Genomic DNA, 21,441 nt, shown 5'->3' on the forward strand with positions numbered 1-21,441 from the left:
AAGCTACACTTTCCTTACGTCTAAATTAAGCTAATTAATAAAAAGCTAAAAGTCGTTTTTCAGAAATTACTAGCTTTGTATAAGCCATAGCGTATGAGCATAAAAAAAGCACCTTAAAAGGCGCTTTTTTTATTAATAGGGTGGAATATGGGGCTCGAACCCACGACCTTCGGAACCACAATCCGACGCTCTAACCAACTGAGCTAAGACCACCGTCTGTATTTTCGGGTGCAAAAGTAACTCCTTTTTCCCAATCTACCAAATATTTAGACAACTATTTTTTAGCTAAGTGTTAAGTGTTAAGTGTTAAGAACATTTAGCTCTTTGATTTTCAATCTCTTTTCACCTTTCACTCACATACCCTGTTACGAGCCCTCACTGGCTTTACCCTTTATCTTTTACCTTTTGCCTCTACCAGTAATGGCGCTTTCTTGTCTTTCTCCGAAAGTTGTATCACCTCAGCTGGTAGTCGCCAATCAATACCTATGGTAGGGTCGTCCCAGCGCACACTACCCTCACTCTCGGGAGCGTAGTAATTGTCGCATTTGTATTGAAAAATAGCTTCTTCGCTCAATACAGCAAAACCGTGAGCAAAACCTCTCGGGATAAAAAACTGGCGCTTGTTTTCTTCGTTTAGTATCACAGACTCATACTGCCCAAAGGTAGATGAGCCTTCTCGCAAATCCACTGCTACATCAAGTACTTCTCCTTTTACCACTCTCACCAATTTAGCCTGTGCAAAAGGTGGTTTCTGAAAGTGTAATCCGCGCAATACCCCATAGGTCGATTGCGATTCGTTGTCTTGTACAAATACAGTGGGGCTTACTAACTCATTAAATCGCTGTTGCGAAAACGACTCAAAAAAGTAACCTCTTCCGTCAAAAAACACCTGTGGCTCAATAATCACCACGCCTTCTATCTTAGTTCTGATTACTTTCATCGGTAGGGGTTTGTTCTTCTTGTGCAGGTGTTACCTCTTCTACTGGTTCTATGGGTTCTATTACTTTTGTGCGTTTACTCTTGCGTTTAGTAGCTTGCAAGCGCGTAATACGTTCGTTTATTAAGTCTCCTGTTATGAAATCTATATTAGGCTCAGTATAGGATTTCTGATAAGTTTTCAGTGCCTTTTTATCATCGCCCATCTTTTCGTAATATTCAGCTAAAAAGAAGTTGGGCATCGCTGTTTTTAGGTAGCCATTGCTCTCTACGTATTTCGCTAATTTCTTGAGCGATTCCCAGTCTTGCGACGAATTAATAGCTGTATAAGTAGCCATCACATCGTTTAGTATAGGCACTTTCTTTACGCCTAACTGTTTATAAATAGTGTTATATTTGTTCTCCAAATATTCATAAATCCCCGTTTCAAGAGTCTCCATTTGGGTCTTAAACTCCTTGCCTCCTATGGGTTTATAAATGTCAAAACACATATCAAGTGCCTGTGCTATCCCCTGCAATTTAGCAGCGTTTACTGAGCTCCCTTTAAAATCAACAAAGTGATATTCTACCGATTCGTGCACGGGCGCTGAGCGCATCGCTCTTTCAAACTGAATTGCCTTGTCGTACACCACTTTGTTTTCCACATCGGCAGTAGCCATATAGTAAAATAAACGGTTAGGCACTCCCGCTGCCAAAGCGTGCGAAAATTCTTCTCCCATACGTGGAAGAGCCACTGGATTAAGGCTTACTATCATATTAAAAGTAGGTTTCTTCTCGGCAAGCATATAGTAATTAGCCAAAAAACCCGCCTCTTCCGAAGCAATAACCCCTTTTAGGTCAGCTATCGGGTATTTCCCTTGTATGTAAGGCACTAATTCTGCCGATACAAACTCAAAGAAACGAGCCGACTCATTAATAGGGCGACCCACCTCTTCTACCACCGTTACATCTTCTTGTTTGGGTTCATACACACCCACCACTATACACTTAGGCATTTCACCAAACTGTTCGTAATAACGCACCATCGAAACAACAGGATCCATCAGCGTTTCGGCATTGAGCACTACTATTAGCGGATATGCCTGTCTATCCGTGTACTTTTCAGGCTTGTAGATACCTATCTTCTGTTTTCTATTGAGTCTCCCTGACGAAAAAGTCTCCGAAATAACCTGTGAAAATGCACTTTGTAAGGTTACCAAAGCGATAACGATTGTAAGATATTTCTTCATTTTTTTATAGTATTTACTTTATTTTAAACGCACAAATGAAACAAAAAAGCTCCATATAGCAAAATTTTAAGCATTTTTTAACGAAATTTTAACTTTATACCGATACCTGCGCTTTAATCGTAGGGTAAGGGTCATAGCCTTCTAAACGAAAATCGTCATAATCAAAGGCAAACAAATCCTTCACTGCCCGATTCAAGTGCATCGTAGGCAAAGGGCGTGGCGTCCTGCTGAGCTGTAAAGCTACCTGCTCACGATGATTGTTATAGATGTGCACATCACCAAAAGTATGCACAAAATCTCCTAGTTGCAAATCGCATACCTGTGCAAGCATCATCGTGAGTAAAGCATACGAAGCAATGTTAAAAGGCACCCCTAAAAACACATCAGCACTGCGTTGGTATAACTGACAAGACAATTTCCCATCGGCTACGTAAAACTGAAACAGTGCGTGACAAGGAGGCAATGCCGCTTTACCATTGGCTACGTTCTCCGCAAACGATTTTCCTGTATCAGGCAATACCGACGGATTCCAAGCCGAAACGATAATCCGTCGGCTTTCAGGATTTTGTTTAAGAGTCTCTACCACCGTTTTTATCTGGTCAATCGCCTCGCCATTCCAGTGGCGCCATTGCGCTCCATAAACAGGACCGAGGTCACCGTTCTCATCTGCCCATTCGTTCCAAATGCGCACCCCGTGGTCAGTGAGATATTTAATATTTGTATCTCCTTTTAAAAACCAAAGTAATTCATAGATAACCGATTTTAAGTGTATCTTTTTAGTCGTTACCAGCGGAAAACCCTTATTGAGGTCAAAGCGCATTTGGTAACCAAATACACTAGTCGTTCCCGTGCCGGTACGGTCATCTTTAGAATAGCCATTATCGAGGATATGGCGCAAGAGGTCGTGATATGTTTGCATTTTTAGTTAAGTGTTAAACCTAAGAAGTTAAATCGGTGCAAAGATACAACAATAATAAAAAATACCAATACCCTAACCCCTCTCATTCTATCAACCCACTTATTTCCAATTTTTTATATAGCTTATCTTTGTCTTATATATCACTGCGCTTCATCTTTCCGCCCCCACACTCCCACTAAACTTCTCCAACAAATTTGCTAATTTTCCAAATTCTCTAATTTGCTAATTCTCTTTTCTGTCATACTCCCCCCTAGTGCCTATGGCCTAAGGCCTATCACCTCTTCCTCTTTCTTTCGCCTCGAAACCCCGTTTTTAACATTTTTAGCACTGTTGTATTATATTATGAATCAACTATTTATATACCCTTTCTATACCAATCGTCCAAGATTCGTATAAGCTTCCTATAAGCTCTCTATAAGCTAACTCCACCCTCCTCACAGCCTTTTTTCACCAAAATCTCTCTCAACCCTCTTCCGAATTACTCCGATATCTTCCGAATACTCCTAACAGTATCAACACATCGCTTTTTCATCTCAAACTTTGTCAAAGTTAATAGCCTGTCGTGCTACGACTGCCTGTGCGGCTCGCACCTCATTCCCTCATTTCCCCATTTCCTCATTTCCAAATTTCCAAATTTCCTAATTCTCTCATTTTCTAATTTTCTAATTCGCTAATTATAGCTATCTTTGCATTTTAATTACTCAAAAAACTATGGCAGATAAACACCATTACAAAGGTCTTACCGATGCGCAAGTCCTTGAAAGTCGCGAAAAATACGGCGAAAACTCCCTCTCATCAGTAGAGGGCGAACCGCTTTGGAAACAATTCTTAGAAAAGTTCACCGACCCCATTATCATCATTCTTCTCGTTGCCCTCGTCTTCTCTTTTGGAGTATCCACTTATGAGTATATGGTGCACAATGAAGGTTTCGATGCTTTCTTAGAGCCCATAGGGATTCTCTTTGCTGTACTCTTGGCTACAGGTGTCGCTTTCTATTTTGAACATAAAGCCAATAAACAATTCGAAATTCTCAATCAGGTAAACGACGAGATTTACTACAAAGTCATTCGCAACGAACACATTACACAAGTGCTCAAAAAGGATATTGTAGTAGGCGATATAGTGATTTTGGAAACCGGTGAAGAAGTACCCGCCGATGGCGAGCTCCTCGAAGCCGTATCAATGCATATCAACGAGTCTACCCTTACCGGAGAACCTTTGGTACACAAAACCACCAATCCAGCCGATTTTGAGGCAGAAGCTACTTACCCTTCTAACTACGTTTGTCGCGGTACTTCGGTATCCGATGGTCACGGTATTTTTGAAGTGAAAAAGGTCGGCGATGCCACCGAATACGGCAAAGTGTTCGAGGGGGTTCAGATAGACAACACAGTGAAAACTCCTCTCAACGAACAGTTGGATAAACTCGCAGGAATGATTACCAAAATCAGTTACGCCATTGCAATTTTGGTGATTGTAGGTCGCCTTATCCTATATTTTACGCTTCCTGCTCATAACATAAACCAAATCGATTGGATTGATTTTGGTCACTATCTTCTCAATACAGCGATGATTGCTATTACCGTAGTGGTAGTTGCGGTACCCGAAGGCTTACCGATGAGTGTTACCCTCAGTTTGGCTTACAGTATGCGCAGTATGATGGCTACCAATAACCTCGTGCGCAAGATGCACGCTTGTGAGACGATGGGCGCTACTACCGTGATTTGTACCGATAAAACGGGTACACTCACCCAAAACCAAATGACTATCTACGAAACTTATTTCAATCGTTTTACAGATGAACAATTAGGTGAAAAACTCATCGCCGAATCGATGGCGGTGAACTCTACGGCTTATCTCGATTTTACTGATAAAGAAAAACCAAACGTGTTGGGGAATCCTACCGAAGGAGCACTCCTATTGTGGCTCTACGGCAAAGGAACCAACTACTTGCCCATACGCGAAGGGAGTGAAGTGCTTAACCAACTCACTTTTTCTACCGAACGCAAATATATGGCTACTTTGGTGCAATCACCAGCGTTGGGCAAACCGGTATTGTACGTAAAAGGAGCTCCCGAAATCGTGATGACTTTTTGCTACGAGGGTGGTAAATTCCTTTCCGATATTCCTCAAGCCGATTTCGAGGCAAAACTATTACAATACCAAAACCAAGCGATGCGCACTATCGGTTTTGCATATAAAGTAATCGACGACCCGAATACGGTAATATCCGAAAATGGTAAGTTAGTGATAAATGGTTTAAATTTTATAGGTATTACCGCTATTTCTGACCCCGTACGCCCTGATGTGCCTGCTTCTATTGAAGAGTGTTTGCACGCAGGCATTCAGGTGAAGATTGTAACCGGTGATACACCAGGTACCGCTCGCGAAATCGCCCGCCAAATACATTTGTGGGACGATACTTGCACCGAGCGCAACCAAATCACCGGCGTAGAATTTGCCGCAATGAGCGATACCGAACTCTTAGACCGCATTACCGACCTACGTGTGATTTCACGCGCACGTCCGCTCGACAAAGCACGCCTCGTGAACCTATTGCAACAAAAAGGCGAAGTTGTAGCCGTAACCGGTGATGGTACCAACGATGCACCAGCTCTCAAAGCTGCCCAAGTAGGTCTTTCAATGGGCGACGGAACCTCAGTAGCCAAAGAAGCTTCCGATATCACTATCTTAGATAACTCGTTCAGTAGCATCGGTAAAGCCGTAATGTGGGGGCGTTCTCTCTATTTGAACATTCAGCGTTTTATCCTCTTCCAGATGACTATCAATGTGGCGGCGTGTATCATCGTGCTCATTGGGGCATTCTTAGGGGTAGAGTCACCGCTTACCGTAACCCAAATGCTCTGGGTGAACCTCATTATGGATACCTTTGCAGCATTAGCGTTAGCGTCCTTACCACCGAGCAATCGCGTAATGAACGATAAACCTCGTGCGCGTGGTGCTAATATCATTACAAAGCCAATGATGAAAGGCATTTTTGGTGTAGGAGGATTCTTTGTAGTGTTGCTTTTTGGTTTCATTCAGTACTTTAAAAATGAGGATATCACCAGTCTCACTCAATTTTCAATTACTGATTATTTCAGTCATTTCTTTCACTTCGGAACACCCCAAAACGGACTATCGGCTTATGAACTTTCCTTGTTCTTCTCGATATTCGTGTTCTTGCAATTCTGGAATATGTTCAATGCCAAAGCTTATCGTACCGGCAAGAGTACTTTTTATAATATAGGCAAGAGCCAAGGTTTTATACTTATTGCTACGGTGATTGTCATCGGTCAAGTGTTTATCACTACTTTTGGTGGACAGATGTTCAATGTAACCCCACTCAAGCTCACCGATTGGACAATCATCATTGGCGCTACCAGCCTCGTACTCTGGACAGGAGAAATTCTCAGAGCCATAAAAACAGAAAAGTAATAGTTACATACTTAGCCGAATTTTCAAACTTTGGCTAAGTTGATTACCCTGATAATCAAAATCCTTTAGTTACATTGTAGGGGCGATTGGCAAATCGCCCCTACAAAACAAAACTTTCCAGATAAGCTCTTTTTTGTATTAAAACTTTGCTGATTTGCTAATTTTCTTCTATCTTTGCCCCAGTATTAACTCAAATAAAAAAATGAAAAAGGCATTTTACAGCCTTATTGCTATTGCGGTAACATTAGTAACCTTTACAGCTTGCTCCTCTGATGGAGGAGATAATTAAAACTTAAAAAATAATCATTAAAACATCAACAATATGACTTTTTTTAAAACTCTCTTAGCCACTATCCTCGGATTCTTTATCTCTATGGGGATATGTTTTATTCTTTTCCTCATCTTCATTTCTGTGATGATAAGCTCAGTGGTAGGTGGTGCCAAAGGTGAAGAAGTGAGTGTGAAGGACAACTCTGTACTCGAACTCTCTTTTGAAGAACCATTAGTAGACTACGGCGAACGCATAACTTTTAAGGATTTCGACTATACCTCTGAATCCTATAACGGACTTAATGCAACTCTCAAAGCCATTGAGAATGCCAAAACCGACAAGCGTATCAAAGGTATTTATCTCAAAAGTACGGGTAATATCGGCGGATTAGCTTTCGCTCAAGAACTTCGCAAGGCTTTGGAGGATTTCAAAACTTCTGGCAAATTCGTCTTAGCTTATAGTGATGAAATTTCCCAACTCGATTACTATCTCCAAACCGTAGCCGATAAGGTATATATTAGTCAGCTCGGAAGTGTTGCGCTCCGGGGTCTCTCTTCTGAAGTCCTTTTCTTCAAAGGGCTCCAAGAAAAAAGCGGTGTACAAATGGAAGTGATTCGCCACGGTAAATACAAAAGCGCTGTAGAACCTTTCTTAGACAATAAGATGAGCGATAACAACCGCAAGCAACTCACCGAACTACTCTCTGCTATGTGGAACGTCATCGTTACCGATATCGCTAAAAGTCGTAATATTCCCGTAGAAAAACTCAATGAAATAGCTACCAATGTAGGCGGACGTACTGCACAGTTAGCTAAAAACAACGGACTCATAGACGGCATTCTTTTCCGTGATGAATTCGAACAAATCATCTGTGATAAAACCGGTAGTAAAAGCATCGATAAAGTTGATTTTATCAATATTGAAGACTATGCCGAAGCCGTAGTAGGCAAAGCAGCGGGCAAACACTCCAAAAATAAGATAGCTGTTATCTATGCCGATGGTGAGATTATGCAAGGCGAAGGACGCGCCGAAATCGTAGGTAATGAAACCATTATCCGTGCCTTGCGCAAAGCCTCCGATAATAAAGATATAAAAGCTATTGTGCTTCGTATCAATTCCCCTGGTGGCGATGCCTTAGCCTCTGAATTGATGCACCGAGAAATCGAAGTTACTAAAAAGAAGAAAAAGGTATATGTTTCTATGGGCAACTATGCCGCTTCTGGTGGCTATTATATTGCGTGCAATGCTAATCGCATTTTTGCAGAAGCAGGTACTATCACCGGTTCTATTGGGGTATTTGGGGTAATTCCTAATGTAAATGCCTTAGCTACCAACTGGGGTATAAATGCCGAAACCGTAAGCACTCATCCCAACGCTCAGTTTTATAGTGTATTCCAAAAACCTACGGAACAATTCAAAAAAGAAATGACCGAATCTATCGAGCAAGTGTATACTGTATTTTTAGACCGTGTAGCCAAAGGGCGTGGTAAAACGGTTGCCCAAATAGACTCCATTGCACAAGGAAGAGTATGGAGCGGTAAAGAAGCTCTTGCTAATGGTTTGGTAGATGAAATCGGCTCGCTAAACGATGCTATCGCCTACGCTGCTAAAGACAACGGACTCAAAGAATATCGCACTGTTTCTTACCCCACTTTCGAAATGGACTTTAAAGCAATGTTCCGCCGTTTTGGAGCAAATCTCAGAGGCGAGAACTTGCGCAATGAGATGGGTGTAGAAGCTTATGAAGTCTATCAGCAGGTGAAACGTATCGCTCAGCAACGTGGAGTGCAAGCCCATTTAGAATACGACGTGAAACTGAAATAGTTATAAAAATTAACACAATATTAACACCTAAAAACTTGCTTAGTTCATTTTAAAGAAGTACATTTGTACAGTGAAATTCTAAATAGATGAAGTTATGAAACGAGCTACGTTTGAATATACCACAATGATTTTATCGAAAGTGAGTTTCGACCCTAACCTATTTTGTAAGGAACTAAAAAAAGCTATTGATAGGTTATTACCTTATGAAATAGAAGAACTGAAAGTTTGGTTAGATGACTACACCAAAAATAAGCCCGAGCTGATGCAATGTATGGTGCTTATGGATAAATGATAACAAAAGCTGCCTACTCTCGTAGGCAGCTTTTTCTTACTTCTTATCTCTTACCTAAAAATGAACATCACCAGTACTCAAAACCCCCTGATAAAGAAAGTAGTTCTTCTCAGCGAGAAATCGCGTGAGCGTAAAAAAGAAGGAATATGTGTAGTAGAAGGTGCCCGCGAGATACGCTTAGCCCTTGAAGGAGGCTACACCCTCGAAACTCTGCTATATCAGCCTGAGATTTTTGCAGAAGAACACTTGCAAAGACTCCTTAGCTATACAGCTCAAAAAGCGAATCCTATCGCTATTAGCAAAGAAGTATACCAAAAGATTAGTTATCGCAGTTCTACTGAGGGGGTTATTGCCTTAATACAAACTAAAAAGCACAGCTTAAATACGCTAGCTTTTGCAACCGACTCTCCTTTGTTATTGGTAGCTGAAGCACCTGAAAAACCAGGTAATATAGGGGCTCTCCTTCGCACTGCCGATGCTGCTAATATAGACGCTGTGATTATTGCCAATCCTAAAACTGACCTCTACAACCCTAATATTATACGTTCAAGCGTGGGTTGTGTGTTTACTGTTCCTATCGCAACGGGTAGTACTACTGAAGTGATTGCTTTTCTCAAAGCCAAAGGTATCAATAGCTATTGCGCTGCTCTTACTGCCTCTAAACCTTACTACGAAGTATCGTTTGAGGAAGCCAGTGCTATCGTAGTAGGTACGGAAGACCAAGGTCTTACAGAGGAATGGCTCACTCATAGCACTCAGAATATTATTATCCCTATGGAAGGGGTAATCGACTCTATGAATGTATCAGTAGCTGCTGCGGTGCTTATTTTTGAAGCGAAAAGACAAAGGGTAAATCTTAATTAATAAAATATTTATAGAGAACAAAGAGCTCCACTTAGCAAGCTAAGTGGAGCCCTTTATTATTATTATTTGTGTTCGTGTAGTCCGCATTCTTTTTTACTATTGCTTTCCCACCACCAACGACCTGCGCGAAAATCTTCACCCTCTTTGATAGCACGAGTACAAGGGGCACAGCCTATGCTCACAAAACCTTTGTCGTGTAGCACATTATAAGGAATGTTATGTGCTTTGATAAAGGCTTTGGTATCTTCAAACGTCCAATGGAGGATAGGATTGTATTTAAAGAGCTGGTAAGTATCGTCCCATTCGAGTATAGGGAGGTCTTTACGAGCATTACTTTGGTCGGCACGCAAACCTGTTACCCATACTTTCTTGCCTTTTAGCGCTCGGCTAAGGGGTTCTACTTTGCGTATATGACAACACTCTTTGCGCAGCTCTACTGAGCGATAAAAAGACAAAGGGCCATTTTTGTGTACATATTCTTCTATATCGTGTGTTTTGGGATAATAAGGCAAAATATGTGTATTGTAGCGTTGCTCAGTGCTTTCCCAAACTGAGTAAGTTTCGTTGAACAAACGACCGGTATCTAAGGTGAAAATACTAATAGGAATTTGGTTTGCAAGAATGAGGTGAGTAATAGCTTGGTCTTCTAACCCAAAGCTGGTTGAAAAAACTATCTCATTAGGAAATTGTTCAGCTAAAAAAGCGAGACCTTCTACTTCTGTTTTTTGTAAGAGAGCGTTATGTAATGTTGTTAATCGTTCTTTCATAGTGTTATTTATTGTCAGCAAAAGTGAGGTAAGGCATAATTTCTTTTATAGGTACTTTCACTTCAAAAGGAGTATTTACATAAGGAGCAATCTCAAAAGGTTCATAGAACAAAATGAGAGCATCGGCTGCTACGCCTATTTGGTTAGGAAGACGAAAGACTCCATTTTCAAAATCAAACTTCTTATCATCCAAAAGAGTGATGGAAGCGTTTTGTTGTGCTTTCTCAAAATAGCGTTTGGCTATTTGAGTTACTTTTTCTTCATCGGTAAAGAGGTTTTCATTGGTAATTACTTCGCCATTATCTAACGCAAAGTGAGTAAAAACTTTGGTTTGTATAGGTTGTGCTTCACCGGTAAAAGCATAACGGTTGGACACTAAAGAAAGCATCTTACTGTTTTGCCACATAATGCTATCAGTAGCGATAAACTCGAAAGCAGGGAGTTCAGGGAAATGTTCGTGAAGCTTATAGTAATCTTTTGTAAGGCTATCTAAAGCTTTTTCTATACTGATACCTTCCACTTGTAGAGAGTCGTCGTTGGAAAGGAGAAAATTGGAGAGTTGTAGCTCTATTTCTTGATTGAAATTCTTAGCAAACTCGCTATTACCGTTGCAATATAGATAGTTTAGGCTTACAGAGAAACAGTTATCTTCGCAATTCTCATCGCTACGTTCTATAGTTTTCTCTTCAAAACTGATTTTTTGAGTACGGGTATAGTGACGGTAAATGCAGTAACCGCAGTAACCGATTATTATAATGAATATAAGACCTAAAATAAGGCTTAATTTTTTCTTGTTCATATTTAATTATTTCTATATCTTATTTTCCTTTTTGTATGAAGAATATTGATAACATAGACCCTCTCTTTAATTTACTTCTTTTTGAATATCTTCCCAAGAGAAGTTGTTAGCTTCATTTCCTGTAAGTATATCTTCCTCAAGTTCTTTTAAATCCTGTGCCAAGATTTCTTTTTGCTTTTCTGAAATTTCATATACACTTTCAATATCAGCTTCATTATAAAGCATCTGATTGTACTGTTCAACAGGAATGACAGCTAAAATATCTTTTCCTTGCTTATCTTTGATGTATTGTACTGTTGTATTCATTTTTTTTAAAATTTCCATTGACATAGATATTTCGGCATACCATTGCTGATAGGTTGATTTGTTTGTCGTTTACCAGTAGAGTCATAGAGTTGTCGAAAGGTTCTTTGCTGAGTACTTCTATTTCGTCGCCAAGAGCTATATTCATTTTGTTGAGGTAAACGAGAAATTCCTTAGAGGTGTTCTTTACTGCTGCACATATACCTTTATCGCCTTGTTTGAGCTCGCTTAATAGGGTTTGAATAGTGGTGGTAAAAACGCCTTCTTTGTTAGGAATCGGGTCGCCGTGGGGGTCTTTTTTAGGGAAATCGAGGAAAGCATCGAGACGCTCTATAAGTTTTTCTGACTGTATATGTTCTAACTCTTCGGCTATTTCGTGCACTTCGTCCCAAGAGAAATTGAGTTTTTCGACTAAGAATACTTCCCAAAGACGATGTTTGCGAATGATAGCAATAGCTTTTTGCGTACCTTTTTTAGTGAGTGTTACCCCTTGATATTTCACATAGTTGATGAGCCCCTTATCGGCTAACCTTTTAAGCATATCGGTTACTGATGAAGCTTTGGTGTTCATCACTTCGGCAATAGCATTGGTATTCACCTCTTCTTTCTTTTCGTTATAAAGGTGAAAGATAGCTTTCAAGTGGTTTTCTTCAGATAAGGTCATTTTGCTTTGTTTTTAAGAGAAAAACCGCCTTTTACAGCGGTTCTATTACTAAATGCATCAGCTATTTTCTAATTCAGTAAAGAGAGCTTTTAGCTCGGTAGCGTCGTGCGGACTGAGTTTACCTGCAAGCACAAGACTCAGTTGGCGACGTTGTAGGGCACCGTTGTAACGTTCTTTTTCGAGCTGGGTTTCTGGTTCTATCTCAGGTACTTTTACGGGGCGACCGTTTTCGTCTACCGCTACGAAAGAGTAAATCGCCTCGGTAGCTTTGGTACGTTCGCCATAGATATTTTCCATCCACACATCGATATATACTTCCATAGAAGTAGAGAAAGCACGAGAGATGGCGGCTTCGACCGTTACGATGCTTCCTATGCGTATGCTGTGAGTAAAAGCCACGTGGTTTACCGATACGGTAACGGTTAAACGTCCAGAGTGGCGTTGTGAGGCAATACTAGCAGCTCTATCCATACGGGCGAGGAGTTCACCCCCAAATAGAGCGTTGAGGTGATTGGTTTCGCCTGGGAGTACGATGTCGGTGAGTATAGTACGTGAGTCAGAAGGTTTTTTCTTGAGTTTCATCATTATTTTAGGGTTGAGTTAGTATCCAGCCACCGTCGAGTTTTTTCTCTTCTTTAGAGTTTTGCACTTCTTTTTGTTGTAGTTTAGCTTCGTCCATAGAATCGAAACCGCCATAACTTACTTGGTACAAACCTCTGGCATTCATTCCTAATACGAAAGCATTTTTATACCCTAACTTTTGGAGTTGTTTCACTCGGGTTTCTGCGTTTTTCTCGTCTTTAAAAGCCCCTGCAATCACTTGATATTTTTTAGCTGCCATTGCCGAATTTGTACGTACAGGGGTAGAGGCTACACCTGAGGTATTGGTTTGAGCGGGCTTAGGTGTTGTAGTGGTTTGTGCAGGTTTGGGCGCGGTGCTGGTTTGCGCTGGCTTAGGCGTAGCAGTAGCTTGTACAGGCGTGTTAGCGGGCTTGGTTGTCGCTACCGTAGTGGCAGCTTGATTAGTGGACTGAGTAGGTTTTTGTTCAGGCTTTACTTGCTCAGGTTTTACTTGCTCGGGCTTTTTAGCCTTTACTTTTTCTACTTGCAAAGGAATAGCAGGGATAGTAATAGGCGGGGTGAACACGGCTGCTTCGCTGAGTTTTTGGTTAAGACGCTCTTGTACTAAGCTGTCAGTAATTGCAAACTGTTGTTCGTTATTGCCATCGTTTACTACTCTTTCGCCGAAGAGCAGATAAGCTCCATAAGCCAAAAAGGCTAAGCCTACTGAGGCTACTGCTGTATATTTTACATACGGCATTATTTTAGCAGGTTTCTTTTCCTTAGCTGGCGGTGGGGTAGTACCTCTGTGGGTTTTAGGAGTATTGGTTACCACAGGAGCTGTAACTTGGCTCACAGGACTTTCAGTAGGAGTTACTACGGCATCTTCTTCTTCTGGTGGAAGGTTAGGAATGCCGGTATCGGTACTTGAATGGTCGAGTGTAGGACGGATTTGATTTTCTTCTATTTTCAAATCGGAGGCGGTTACTTCGTGAGGTACGAAAGGCGCCATACCGAAAGAATCGGTAAGAAAATTCACGTCGTCAGCGGGTTCGAAAGAGATACGACCTTCGCCGACTAACCTAAGAGTCCCGATTTTTTCGAGATTTAAGGTTTGGTCTTGCTTCAAGATGCGTTTCCACCCTTCGACAGCTAAGTTTACGTAATCTTCTACCAAGTTATACTCGATACCTGTTTGTTCGGATATATACTTGATGAGCAAGCCGTCGTTAGAAGTGAGGCTTGCGTTGAAACTGAGCTCTCGTTTAGGAGGGTCGAACGTTTTATCTTCAGCCATTTGGGCTGATTTTCTATTAGATATAAATGCTCCGAACTTAGGGATAATCACGCATTGGTGTTTGTAGAGCAATTCTTCGATGTATACATTTAGGTCTTTCATAATTCCGATATTTTAAGTTATTAAAATGATGGATTTGCCTTTTGAAACAACAAAGGTACGATATTTTTTTATACCGACCAAGTTTTTTGATAAAAAAGTGGTCTTGCCAAGAATCGAACTTGGATCAAAAGTTTAGGAAACTTCTATTCTATCCGTTGAACTACAAGACCTGTGAGTAATTTTTTGCAAAGGTACGACTTTTTTTGAAACTACGAAAAAATGTGATGAAAGAAGAGAAAAGTGCGAGACATTAGGCCTTAGGCCATAGGCACTAGGAATGCGACGAAAAAGTGACAAGAGGGGTGGGAAATTTGGAAAATTAGGAAATGAGAAAATTAGGAAATGAGAAAATTAGAAAATGAGAGAATAAGTAGTGATAAAAATAGTTTTTTGATAGGTCGGACGTGTCGGACGGAGGTTAGGCGAGATTGAGGACTTTATTGGGGAGGGTCTTTGAGATTCGGAAGATATCGGAGAAGTTCGGAAGAGGATTGAGAGAGATTTTGGTGAAAAAAGGCTGCGAGGAGGGTGGGGTTAGCTTATAGAGAGCTTATAGGAAGCTTATACGAATCTTGGACGATTGGTATAGAAAGGGTATATAAATGATTGATTCATAATATAATACAACAAGGCTAAAAATGTCAAAAACGGGGTTTCGAGGCGAAAGAAAAAGGAAGAGGTGATAGGCCTTAGGGCATAGGCACTAGGGGGAAGTGTGACGGGAAAGAGAATTAGAAAATTAGAAAATTTGGAAATTAGCAAATTTGTTGGAGGAGTTTAGGGGGAGTGTGGCGATGGGAAACTTTCCTTATAATTAAGGTGTAATTGAATAAGAATTTTATCATTTTGGGCTTTGGGTTGTATTCATATTCAATTTTTGATTTATCTTTGCGTTTTAAAAACTAAAAATAAAATGGATTTTCTTTTTACTGCTGATGCCTTTGTGGCGCTTATTACTCTTACGTTCCTCGAAATTGTATTGGGGATTGATAACGTGATATTTATCTCTATCGTTACGGGGAAGCTGCCCGAACATCAACGTAAGCGCGCTACACGCTTAGGGCTTTTCTTGGCAATGTTTTTGCGCATTGCTCTTTTATTGGGTATTTCGTTTCTGATTAGGTTGAAAGACCCGCTTATCAGCCTTGACTGGGGGTGGTTTTCAGCTCATTTTAACGGGCAGGCTCTCATACTGCTTGCGGGGGGTATCTTCCTGCTCTATAAATCGACTAAGGAAATTCACGCGAAAGTGAATCATATAGAACACGTTACACAATCGGATAACCCTAAGGGGCGACAACACGCTTCTTTCGGGGGGACTATTGTACAAATACTACTGATAGACCTTATTTTCTCGATGGATAGTATTCTTACAGCGGTGGGAATGACCAGCGGGCTAACAGGGGCGATTTATATAATGATTACAGCGGTAGTGCTTTCGGTGGGTATAATGATGCTTTTTGCGAACCCTGTGGGCAACTTTGTAAACCGCAATCCTTCGATTCAGATATTAGCACTTTCGTTCTTGATACTCATTGGTTTTATGCTTATTACTGAGAGTATGCACCTATCGGAAGCGGTATTGGCAGGGCAAACGGTGGGCGCTGTGCCTAAGGGATACTTGTACTTTGCGATAGCGTTTTCGTTAGGGGTAGAGTTTCTGAATATGAGAATGAGGAAGTCTTCACCTTCAGCCTCTCTCCCAAGTAGAGAGGAGCAAAGTGAAAAAGAGGTAGAAAAATGATTAATGGTTAGTGATTAATGGTTAATGATTAATGATAAGAGGAAGTGTATGTAGCTCACGCTATAGAAATTCGATAAAAAAATAAGCAAAAATAAAGGCTTTGCTTTTTTAGAGTCAAACAAAAATAGATTGTAAATGAATTTTGATAGGCTATAAGTAAAAAAGCGTGGCAGTTTGAGACCTCAAGAGAGAAAGGGCAAGTGAGACTCTTTTGAGTGAATACTTTTGATTACGAATGGGAACTACCACGAGCCTACCGCAGAGGAAATAATGAATAAAATATGTGAATAACTATGGGAACAAATCGTATCAAAGGGAAAATAGCTTTTATCTCGGGTGCCAGTAGTGGGATAGGTAAAGCAGTAGCTGAAAAATTGGCACAAATGGGCGTCAATTTGATTCTCTGCGCTCGTCGGGCTGAGATATTGGCAGAACTGAAAGCCCAACTCGAAAAAGAACACGCTGTGGAGGTTATAACCTTAGCTTTCGACGTGAGAAACTACCAAGAAGTAGCGAAAAATATCCAGTCCTTACCCGAAAAATGGCGACAAATAGATATACTCATCAACAATGCGGGTTTGGCAATAGGATTGCAACACCTCTATACTTACGCCATAGAAGATATAGACCAGATGATTGACACCAACATCAAAGGGTTTACCTATATTGCCAACAGTGTGATCCCGCTAATGATTGCCACTGACAAGGTGGGCACGATTGTGAATGTCGGCTCGGTAGCGGGTGAGATAGCTTACCCCAATGGCAGTGTTTATTGTGCGACCAAGTTTGCTGTAAAAGCCCTAAGCGATGCGATGCGCATAGAGCTAATGGACAAGAAGCTGAAGGTAACGACCGTAAAACCAGGGTTGGTAGAGACCAATTTCAGCAAGGTGCGTTTCAAAGGCGATGAGCAGAAAGCCGAGAACGTGTATAAGGGTATCACGCCCCTATATGCCGAAGATATAGCCGACACCATAGCCTATATCGTCAATCTGCCAGATAAAGTTCAAATCACCGATATTACTGTTACCCCGCTCCACCAAGCGGATGCCTTACATATTTATAAATTAGCAGATTAGATAATTTGCTAATTGCTAATTAGTAAATTATACTTACCTTTGTCACAAAATAACATATGATGTGGTTCGTTTTTGCACTACTTTCGGCTATCTTTGCTGCTCTTACCGCTATTCTTGCCAAAATAGGCATTGAAGGGGTCAATTCTAATGTAGCGACCGCTATCCGCACAGTGGTAGTTGTGTTGCTGGCGTGGGCAATGGTTTTTATCACCCAAAGTCAGCATAATATTGTCCAGATAAGCCAGCGCAGTTGGCTCTTTCTTATCCTCTCAGGAATTGCCACAGGGGCATCGTGGTTGTGCTATTACAAAGCCCTGCAAATGGGAGAAACTACCAAAGTTGTTTCGGTAGATAAACTAAGTATCGCCATCACCTTTGTTTTGGCTATTATCTTCCTACACGAAGACTTCACCTTTAAATCGGTGGTAGGTGTCTCACTCATTACCATAGGTACCTTGGTGATGATATGGTGAGAGTAGGAACTAAACGCTTGCACTAGCAGGGCGGGCTAAATTATTAGTTGAAGGCCTTTAAAGAATTTAGGTTATTTACGATGGGTATAGGGTGTCTGTACCACACCTAAACCACGTATGTGGCACGAATATAAGAAGGAGATAGGAGAAAAATTTTTTGTTCGTTACGCCAAAAAAGACTACCTTTGCTCCCTAATTTAATTAAAAAAACCGTTATGAGAAAGCTGTTAATTTTAGCAAGCCTTGCTCTCATTGGAGTTGCTTGCCACAAAAGTGATGATGACAATAACAATAATAACAATAAAAAAACTCCTGACCCGTGGGAAGAAAAGACATTATTGCCTACTAAGTACATTATAGAGCGTTCAAAGGATGATATCTCCGAAATGGTTTACACCATAGAGGACGGATTTATTAAGGAAGCAAGAGAGTTTAAAACTTATCGTTCAAAGCGAAAGGAAGTCAAACATTTGATTATTAAGCCCCTAAAGGGTAAGAAACTTCCTGCCAGGATAGATATTGATAAAGACGGTATAGCTCAAGGAGTTGTAGAATTTAGTTTCAATGACCAAGACCAAGTTACTGAAATTAGAAAAAGTAGAATAGGAAAGCATCCTATGTCTATTACTTTTGGCTACAAAGATGGAAAACTAAGTGAATTTTCTCCTTCAATCGTTTACAAAATTACCTACCCAGATGCCCATACTGTGGTCGCAACGAGTGCTTCTGGACACGACAGAAAAACCTATACTTTTAGTCCAGAAGGCAACTTGACAAAGAAAGTAAAAGATAAACTCAATGACGGAGGAGAAGTTTTTCTTAGAGAGACCTGTCTATATGAGTATGACCTGCAGAAGAAAAACCCCAAGAGAGACTTGCAAATACAACTTGTCACGTTAGCAAGCACTCCTTTAAATAAGTACATCTTTTATGAGCTTTATGAAGCCACTAATAGCAAAAATCTTGTAGTGAAAAAAACTGAACAAACTCAACATCTAAAAGATCCTGACAACCCCAGTTTAGGACTTACTACAGGCATTCCATATTTAACTGAATATAAAAATGAAGCTAATAATCCGCAAGGTTACGCTACTAAAATTACCAAAGTGATGATGGGATATGATAGTGCTATTGAAAAATATGAATACTAATACAAGCTCTATCATACTTTATAGTTAGAAGAGAAGTATCACTAAACTCAATTAAAATGTTAATAATAAAAAATCTCCACGCAGGTGTGGACGGGAAAGAAATCCTCAAAGGGATTGACTTAGAAATAAAAGCAGGCGAAGTACACGCCATTATGGGACCTAATGGAGCGGGCAAATCTACCCTTTCGGCGGTGATTGCGGGTAACGAAAACTTTGAGGTAACAGAGGGTGATATTTTCCTCAATGGCGAAAGTCTGTTAGAAGAAGCCCCCGAAGAGCGCGCACATAAAGGCATTTTTATGTCTTTCCAATACCCCGTAGAAATCCCTGGAATATCGGTAACCAATTTCATCAAAACTGCTATCAATGAGAGTCGCAAGGCACAAGGATTACCCGACATGCCTGCTGCTGAACTTCTCAAAAAAATACGCGAAAAAGCAGCCCTTCTAGAAATCAACCCCGACTTCCTTTCGCGTTCCCTTAACCAAGGTTTTTCGGGCGGTGAGAAGAAACGTAACGAAATCTTCCAAATGGCAATGCTCGAACCTAAAATTGCTATTTTAGACGAGACCGACTCTGGTCTTGATATCGACGCCCTACGCATTGTAGCTAATGGGGTGAATAAACTCAAAAACGAAAACAATGCGGTTCTTGTTATCACCCACTACCAACGCCTTTTAGACTACATCGTCCCCGATTATGTACACGTGCTTTCCGACGGTAAAATCGTAAAAACAGGCGACAAAAACCTCGCCTTAGAATTGGAAGCAAAAGGCTATGATTGGCTGAAAGGATAAGCAAATTAGACTATGAATTTAAAAGACAAATGGGTAGCTACTTTTGAGCAGTTCCCACATAAAGACGATATATTAAAAGACATTCGCAAAGAAGCCCTTAATTTCTTTGCCGAAAAAGGTTTTCCACATAAGAAAGTAGAAGCGTGGAAATACACCTCACTCTGTAATCTCCAAGCTACTGATTACAGTTTGTGGCAACCTATTCACAATAAAACAACCCTCTCACCCGAAGTGTTACACAAGTACGCTATCGCGGATTGTTATCAGCTTGTATTTGTAAACGGGTACTACTGCCCGGAAATATCGAGCAAAGAGATTGCAGGCACTACCATTACCCCTCTATTAGAGGCGCTACACAAGGGCGGAGAAGCCTTTATCAAAAAATACTTCAACGCTAATACCGAAAAGGGCGATATATTCACAGCCCTCAACACGGCTTTTGCCTCAGAAGGGATATATATAGAAGTACCTAAGGGGAAAGTGGTAGATAAACCTATACAATTGCTATATTTTAATGACAGAAAAGAAACCACTTGCTACCAACCGCGCAATATTATTGCAGTGGGTGAGAATGCACAGCTCAAAGTCATTGAAGTACACCAAAACTTATCGGATACTGCTACGGCTATCCTTACCAATGCAGTAACCGAGGTATTTGTAGCCAAAGATGCTTTCCTCGATTATTACAAATTGCAAAACGACCGTTTGACGGCTTCCCTTATCGACAACACCTATATTTCGCAAGAAGCAAATAGTCACGCCAGCGTGCATACCTTCTCGTTTGGTGGGACACTCACTCGTAACAACCTCAATTTCTATCACCAAGGCGAGCATTTAGAATCTACCCTCAAAGGATTGAGCATTTTGCAAGGTACTCAGCATACCGACCATTATACGCTGGTGAACCACGCTCAACCTAACTGTGAGAGTCATCAGGATTATAAGAGCATCGTAAGTGATGAAGCGACCAATGTGTTCAATGGCAAGATAATGGTAGAGCAAATCGCCCAAAAAACGAATGCTTATCAGCAGAACGACAACATCCTCCTCTCCGATAAGGCAACGGTATACACCAAGCCCCAACTCGAAATCTTCGCCGATGATGTGAAGTGTTCGCACGGTTGTACCGTAGGCTCTCTCAGCGCAGACTCCTTGTTCTATTTGCAAACACGTGGGATAGGCAAAAAAGAAGCCTCTGCCTTACTCACTTATGCTTTTGCAAATACCGTATTAGAAAGCGTAAGCATTCCAGCCCTTTCGGAGTATATCAATGCGATTATTGCTGAAAAATTAGGGGTAGAAGTGGATTTTTAAAACTGTATTTATAATAAATTATGTATATGAATTAATCCTTTTCTACTGGTCTTTTAGTATCAATTTTTAGGAAGGCATCAATAATTTTTTGAGAATATTTTCCATTCTTATCATAAATATTGATTTGTTTTTTATGGATATATTTTTTTTGTAAATTTTTGGTTTTATAAATCCAGAGATGTTCTTCTTCATTATCATCATACATACCTAACATCTTATTAGAACTAACTGATTGAAAGAAACCTTCTTGTTTATTAAAAAGGAAGGTAAGAACTTCTTTACTATCATGGGTGATATATATAGTATAATCATCGCCGATAATTGATAATACCTCTTTAATTTTTTCTTCTATAGCTTTATTAGTAGTCTCTTTATTAGGATCCACAGGTTTTATATTTTCCGATCCATCCTTTGAGCCTCCATCATATTCAATTTTATTAGGCTTCTTTAAACCATCTTGTTTATCTGAATCCTTTTGGCAAGATGCGAAAGTTAAACCGAAAACTATTAAAACTAAAGCTAAAACTGATTTTTTTAAGATTGATTTCATGACTTATAATTTTATTTAATTGTTATTTTTTGTTTCTATAATATAATAGTTGTTATCAATTGCTAAA

Annotated in this window: 20 protein-coding genes and 2 tRNA genes; 10 read left to right on the forward strand and 12 right to left on the reverse strand. The window is 40.4% G+C overall.

Annotated elements, in window-relative coordinates; genetic code table 11:
• Positions 1-138: 138 nt before the first annotated feature.
• The 4 genes from ACSQ7D_RS09785 to ACSQ7D_RS09800 all read right to left on the reverse strand — a co-directional run bounded on the left by ACSQ7D_RS09785 (position 139) and on the right by ACSQ7D_RS09800 (position 3,084).
• Positions 139-214 (reverse strand) — tRNA-His (locus ACSQ7D_RS09785).
• Positions 215-391: 177 nt separating this feature from the next.
• A complete protein-coding gene (rfbC, locus tag ACSQ7D_RS09790) occupies positions 392-940 on the reverse strand; it encodes a dTDP-4-dehydrorhamnose 3,5-epimerase (protein WP_437136127.1) in 549 nt (182 codons plus the stop codon).
• Positions 921-2,165, reverse strand: coding sequence for an alpha/beta hydrolase-fold protein (locus ACSQ7D_RS09795; RefSeq protein ID WP_437136128.1), 1,245 nt, complete (start codon positions 2,163-2,165; stop codon positions 921-923). Before ACSQ7D_RS09795 ends, rfbC begins: the two co-directional genes overlap by 20 nt.
• Positions 2,166-2,259: 94 nt before the next feature.
• Positions 2,260-3,084 (reverse strand): thymidylate synthase, encoded by an 825-nt coding sequence (locus ACSQ7D_RS09800; protein ID WP_009410566.1) that lies wholly within the window; start codon positions 3,082-3,084, stop codon positions 2,260-2,262.
• Positions 3,085-3,795: 711 nt separating this feature from the next.
• On the opposite strand from ACSQ7D_RS09800, the gene ACSQ7D_RS09805 reads away from it, so the two are divergent.
• The 4 genes from ACSQ7D_RS09805 (at position 3,796) to ACSQ7D_RS09820 (ending at position 9,773) form a co-directional block, all read left to right on the forward strand.
• Complete coding sequence (locus tag ACSQ7D_RS09805) at positions 3,796-6,522, forward strand: calcium-translocating P-type ATPase, PMCA-type (protein ID WP_437136129.1); 2,727 nt, start codon at positions 3,796-3,798, stop codon at positions 6,520-6,522.
• Positions 6,523-6,844: 322 nt separating this feature from the next.
• Entirely contained in the window at positions 6,845-8,617 is a 1,773-nt protein-coding gene (sppA, locus tag ACSQ7D_RS09810; RefSeq protein WP_437136130.1) for a signal peptide peptidase SppA, read from the forward strand.
• A gap of 94 nt (positions 8,618-8,711) precedes the next feature.
• Entirely contained in the window at positions 8,712-8,909 is a 198-nt protein-coding gene (locus ACSQ7D_RS09815) for a hypothetical protein (protein WP_002675145.1), read from the forward strand.
• A gap of 60 nt (positions 8,910-8,969) precedes the next feature.
• Positions 8,970-9,773 (forward strand): TrmH family RNA methyltransferase, encoded by an 804-nt coding sequence (locus ACSQ7D_RS09820; RefSeq protein ID WP_437136131.1) that lies wholly within the window; start codon positions 8,970-8,972, stop codon positions 9,771-9,773.
• A gap of 62 nt (positions 9,774-9,835) precedes the next feature.
• On the opposite strand, the gene ACSQ7D_RS09825 is transcribed toward ACSQ7D_RS09820, so the two are convergent.
• From ACSQ7D_RS09825 to ACSQ7D_RS09855, 7 genes are all read right to left on the reverse strand, one after another.
• Positions 9,836-10,540, reverse strand: coding sequence for a phosphoadenylyl-sulfate reductase (locus ACSQ7D_RS09825; RefSeq protein ID WP_264860959.1), 705 nt, complete (start codon positions 10,538-10,540; stop codon positions 9,836-9,838).
• A 4-nt stretch (positions 10,541-10,544) separates the two neighbouring features.
• A complete protein-coding gene (locus tag ACSQ7D_RS09830; RefSeq protein ID WP_437136132.1) occupies positions 10,545-11,339 on the reverse strand; it encodes a DUF3298 and DUF4163 domain-containing protein in 795 nt (264 codons plus the stop codon).
• A gap of 66 nt (positions 11,340-11,405) precedes the next feature.
• Positions 11,406-11,645 (reverse strand): hypothetical protein, encoded by a 240-nt coding sequence (locus tag ACSQ7D_RS09835; RefSeq protein WP_048746534.1) that lies wholly within the window; start codon positions 11,643-11,645, stop codon positions 11,406-11,408.
• Positions 11,614-12,306 carry a metal-dependent transcriptional regulator gene (locus ACSQ7D_RS09840; RefSeq protein WP_314785132.1) on the reverse strand — a complete coding sequence of 231 codons (693 nt, stop codon included), beginning with the start codon at positions 12,304-12,306 and terminating at the stop codon, positions 11,614-11,616. Before ACSQ7D_RS09840 ends, ACSQ7D_RS09835 begins: the two co-directional genes overlap by 32 nt.
• Positions 12,307-12,363: 57 nt before the next feature.
• Positions 12,364-12,891 (reverse strand): acyl-CoA thioesterase, encoded by a 528-nt coding sequence (locus tag ACSQ7D_RS09845; RefSeq protein WP_437136133.1) that lies wholly within the window; start codon positions 12,889-12,891, stop codon positions 12,364-12,366.
• A 4-nt stretch (positions 12,892-12,895) separates the two neighbouring features.
• Entirely contained in the window at positions 12,896-14,266 is a 1,371-nt protein-coding gene (locus ACSQ7D_RS09850) for an SPOR domain-containing protein (RefSeq protein ID WP_053581485.1), read from the reverse strand.
• A gap of 98 nt (positions 14,267-14,364) precedes the next feature.
• A tRNA-Arg gene (locus ACSQ7D_RS09855) sits at positions 14,365-14,436 on the reverse strand.
• A gap of 743 nt (positions 14,437-15,179) precedes the next feature.
• Between ACSQ7D_RS09855 and ACSQ7D_RS09860 the strand changes: the two genes are divergently transcribed.
• From ACSQ7D_RS09860 to sufD, 6 genes are all read left to right on the forward strand, one after another.
• Complete coding sequence (locus tag ACSQ7D_RS09860; RefSeq protein WP_437136134.1) at positions 15,180-16,010, forward strand: TerC family protein; 831 nt, start codon at positions 15,180-15,182, stop codon at positions 16,008-16,010.
• Between the two features lie 293 nt (positions 16,011-16,303).
• On the forward strand, positions 16,304-17,089 hold the full coding sequence (locus ACSQ7D_RS09865; RefSeq protein ID WP_437136135.1) for an SDR family NAD(P)-dependent oxidoreductase: 786 nt from the start codon (positions 16,304-16,306) through the stop codon (positions 17,087-17,089).
• 56 nt (positions 17,090-17,145) lie between these two features.
• On the forward strand, positions 17,146-17,562 hold the full coding sequence (locus ACSQ7D_RS09870) for an EamA family transporter (protein WP_128091608.1): 417 nt from the start codon (positions 17,146-17,148) through the stop codon (positions 17,560-17,562).
• A 215-nt stretch (positions 17,563-17,777) separates the two neighbouring features.
• The gene (locus ACSQ7D_RS09875; RefSeq protein ID WP_437136136.1) at positions 17,778-18,713 is read left to right on the forward strand and encodes a hypothetical protein; all 936 of its coding nucleotides are present in this window, start codon (positions 17,778-17,780) and stop codon (positions 18,711-18,713) included.
• 56 nt (positions 18,714-18,769) lie between these two features.
• Positions 18,770-19,510, forward strand: a complete 741-nt coding sequence (gene sufC / locus ACSQ7D_RS09880) for a Fe-S cluster assembly ATPase SufC (protein ID WP_308766809.1) — start codon at positions 18,770-18,772, stop codon at positions 19,508-19,510.
• Positions 19,511-19,522: 12 nt separating this feature from the next.
• Positions 19,523-20,824, forward strand: a complete 1,302-nt coding sequence (gene sufD / locus ACSQ7D_RS09885) for a Fe-S cluster assembly protein SufD (protein ID WP_437136137.1) — start codon at positions 19,523-19,525, stop codon at positions 20,822-20,824.
• Positions 20,825-20,855: 31 nt separating this feature from the next.
• On the opposite strand, the gene ACSQ7D_RS09890 is transcribed toward sufD, so the two are convergent.
• Positions 20,856-21,374 (reverse strand): hypothetical protein, encoded by a 519-nt coding sequence (locus ACSQ7D_RS09890; RefSeq protein ID WP_437136138.1) that lies wholly within the window; start codon positions 21,372-21,374, stop codon positions 20,856-20,858.
• Between the last annotated feature and the right edge of the window lie 67 nt (positions 21,375-21,441).

It is taken from the genome of Capnocytophaga sp. G1920 (genome assembly GCF_051417515.1).

Bases quoted from the DNA above. Each gene is read 5' to 3' on its own strand.
- ACSQ7D_RS09845 (WP_437136133.1), bottom strand. From the start codon at position 12,891: ATGATGAAACTCAAGAAAAAACCTTCTGACTCACGTACTATACTCACC.
- ACSQ7D_RS09835 (WP_048746534.1), bottom strand. From the start codon at position 11,645: ATGAATACAACAGTACAATACATCAAAGATAAGCAAGGAAAAGATATT.
- sufC (WP_308766809.1), top strand. From the start codon at position 18,770: ATGTTAATAATAAAAAATCTCCACGCAGGTGTGGACGGGAAAGAAATC.
- ACSQ7D_RS09865 (WP_437136135.1), top strand. From the start codon at position 16,304: ATGGGAACAAATCGTATCAAAGGGAAAATAGCTTTTATCTCGGGTGCC.
- sppA (WP_437136130.1), top strand. From the start codon at position 6,845: ATGACTTTTTTTAAAACTCTCTTAGCCACTATCCTCGGATTCTTTATC.
- sufD (WP_437136137.1), top strand. From the start codon at position 19,523: ATGAATTTAAAAGACAAATGGGTAGCTACTTTTGAGCAGTTCCCACAT.
- rfbC (WP_437136127.1), bottom strand. From the start codon at position 940: ATGAAAGTAATCAGAACTAAGATAGAAGGCGTGGTGATTATTGAGCCA.
- ACSQ7D_RS09820 (WP_437136131.1), top strand. From the start codon at position 8,970: ATGAACATCACCAGTACTCAAAACCCCCTGATAAAGAAAGTAGTTCTT.
- ACSQ7D_RS09830 (WP_437136132.1), bottom strand. From the start codon at position 11,339: ATGAACAAGAAAAAATTAAGCCTTATTTTAGGTCTTATATTCATTATA.
- ACSQ7D_RS09870 (WP_128091608.1), top strand. From the start codon at position 17,146: ATGATGTGGTTCGTTTTTGCACTACTTTCGGCTATCTTTGCTGCTCTT.
- ACSQ7D_RS09800 (WP_009410566.1), bottom strand. From the start codon at position 3,084: ATGCAAACATATCACGACCTCTTGCGCCATATCCTCGATAATGGCTAT.
- ACSQ7D_RS09875 (WP_437136136.1), top strand. From the start codon at position 17,778: ATGAGAAAGCTGTTAATTTTAGCAAGCCTTGCTCTCATTGGAGTTGCT.
- ACSQ7D_RS09890 (WP_437136138.1), bottom strand. From the start codon at position 21,374: ATGAAATCAATCTTAAAAAAATCAGTTTTAGCTTTAGTTTTAATAGTT.
- ACSQ7D_RS09805 (WP_437136129.1), top strand. From the start codon at position 3,796: ATGGCAGATAAACACCATTACAAAGGTCTTACCGATGCGCAAGTCCTT.
- ACSQ7D_RS09860 (WP_437136134.1), top strand. From the start codon at position 15,180: ATGGATTTTCTTTTTACTGCTGATGCCTTTGTGGCGCTTATTACTCTT.
- ACSQ7D_RS09825 (WP_264860959.1), bottom strand. From the start codon at position 10,540: ATGAAAGAACGATTAACAACATTACATAACGCTCTCTTACAAAAAACA.
- ACSQ7D_RS09850 (WP_053581485.1), bottom strand. From the start codon at position 14,266: ATGAAAGACCTAAATGTATACATCGAAGAATTGCTCTACAAACACCAA.
- ACSQ7D_RS09840 (WP_314785132.1), bottom strand. From the start codon at position 12,306: ATGACCTTATCTGAAGAAAACCACTTGAAAGCTATCTTTCACCTTTAT.
- ACSQ7D_RS09815 (WP_002675145.1), top strand. From the start codon at position 8,712: ATGAAACGAGCTACGTTTGAATATACCACAATGATTTTATCGAAAGTG.
- ACSQ7D_RS09795 (WP_437136128.1), bottom strand. From the start codon at position 2,165: ATGAAGAAATATCTTACAATCGTTATCGCTTTGGTAACCTTACAAAGT.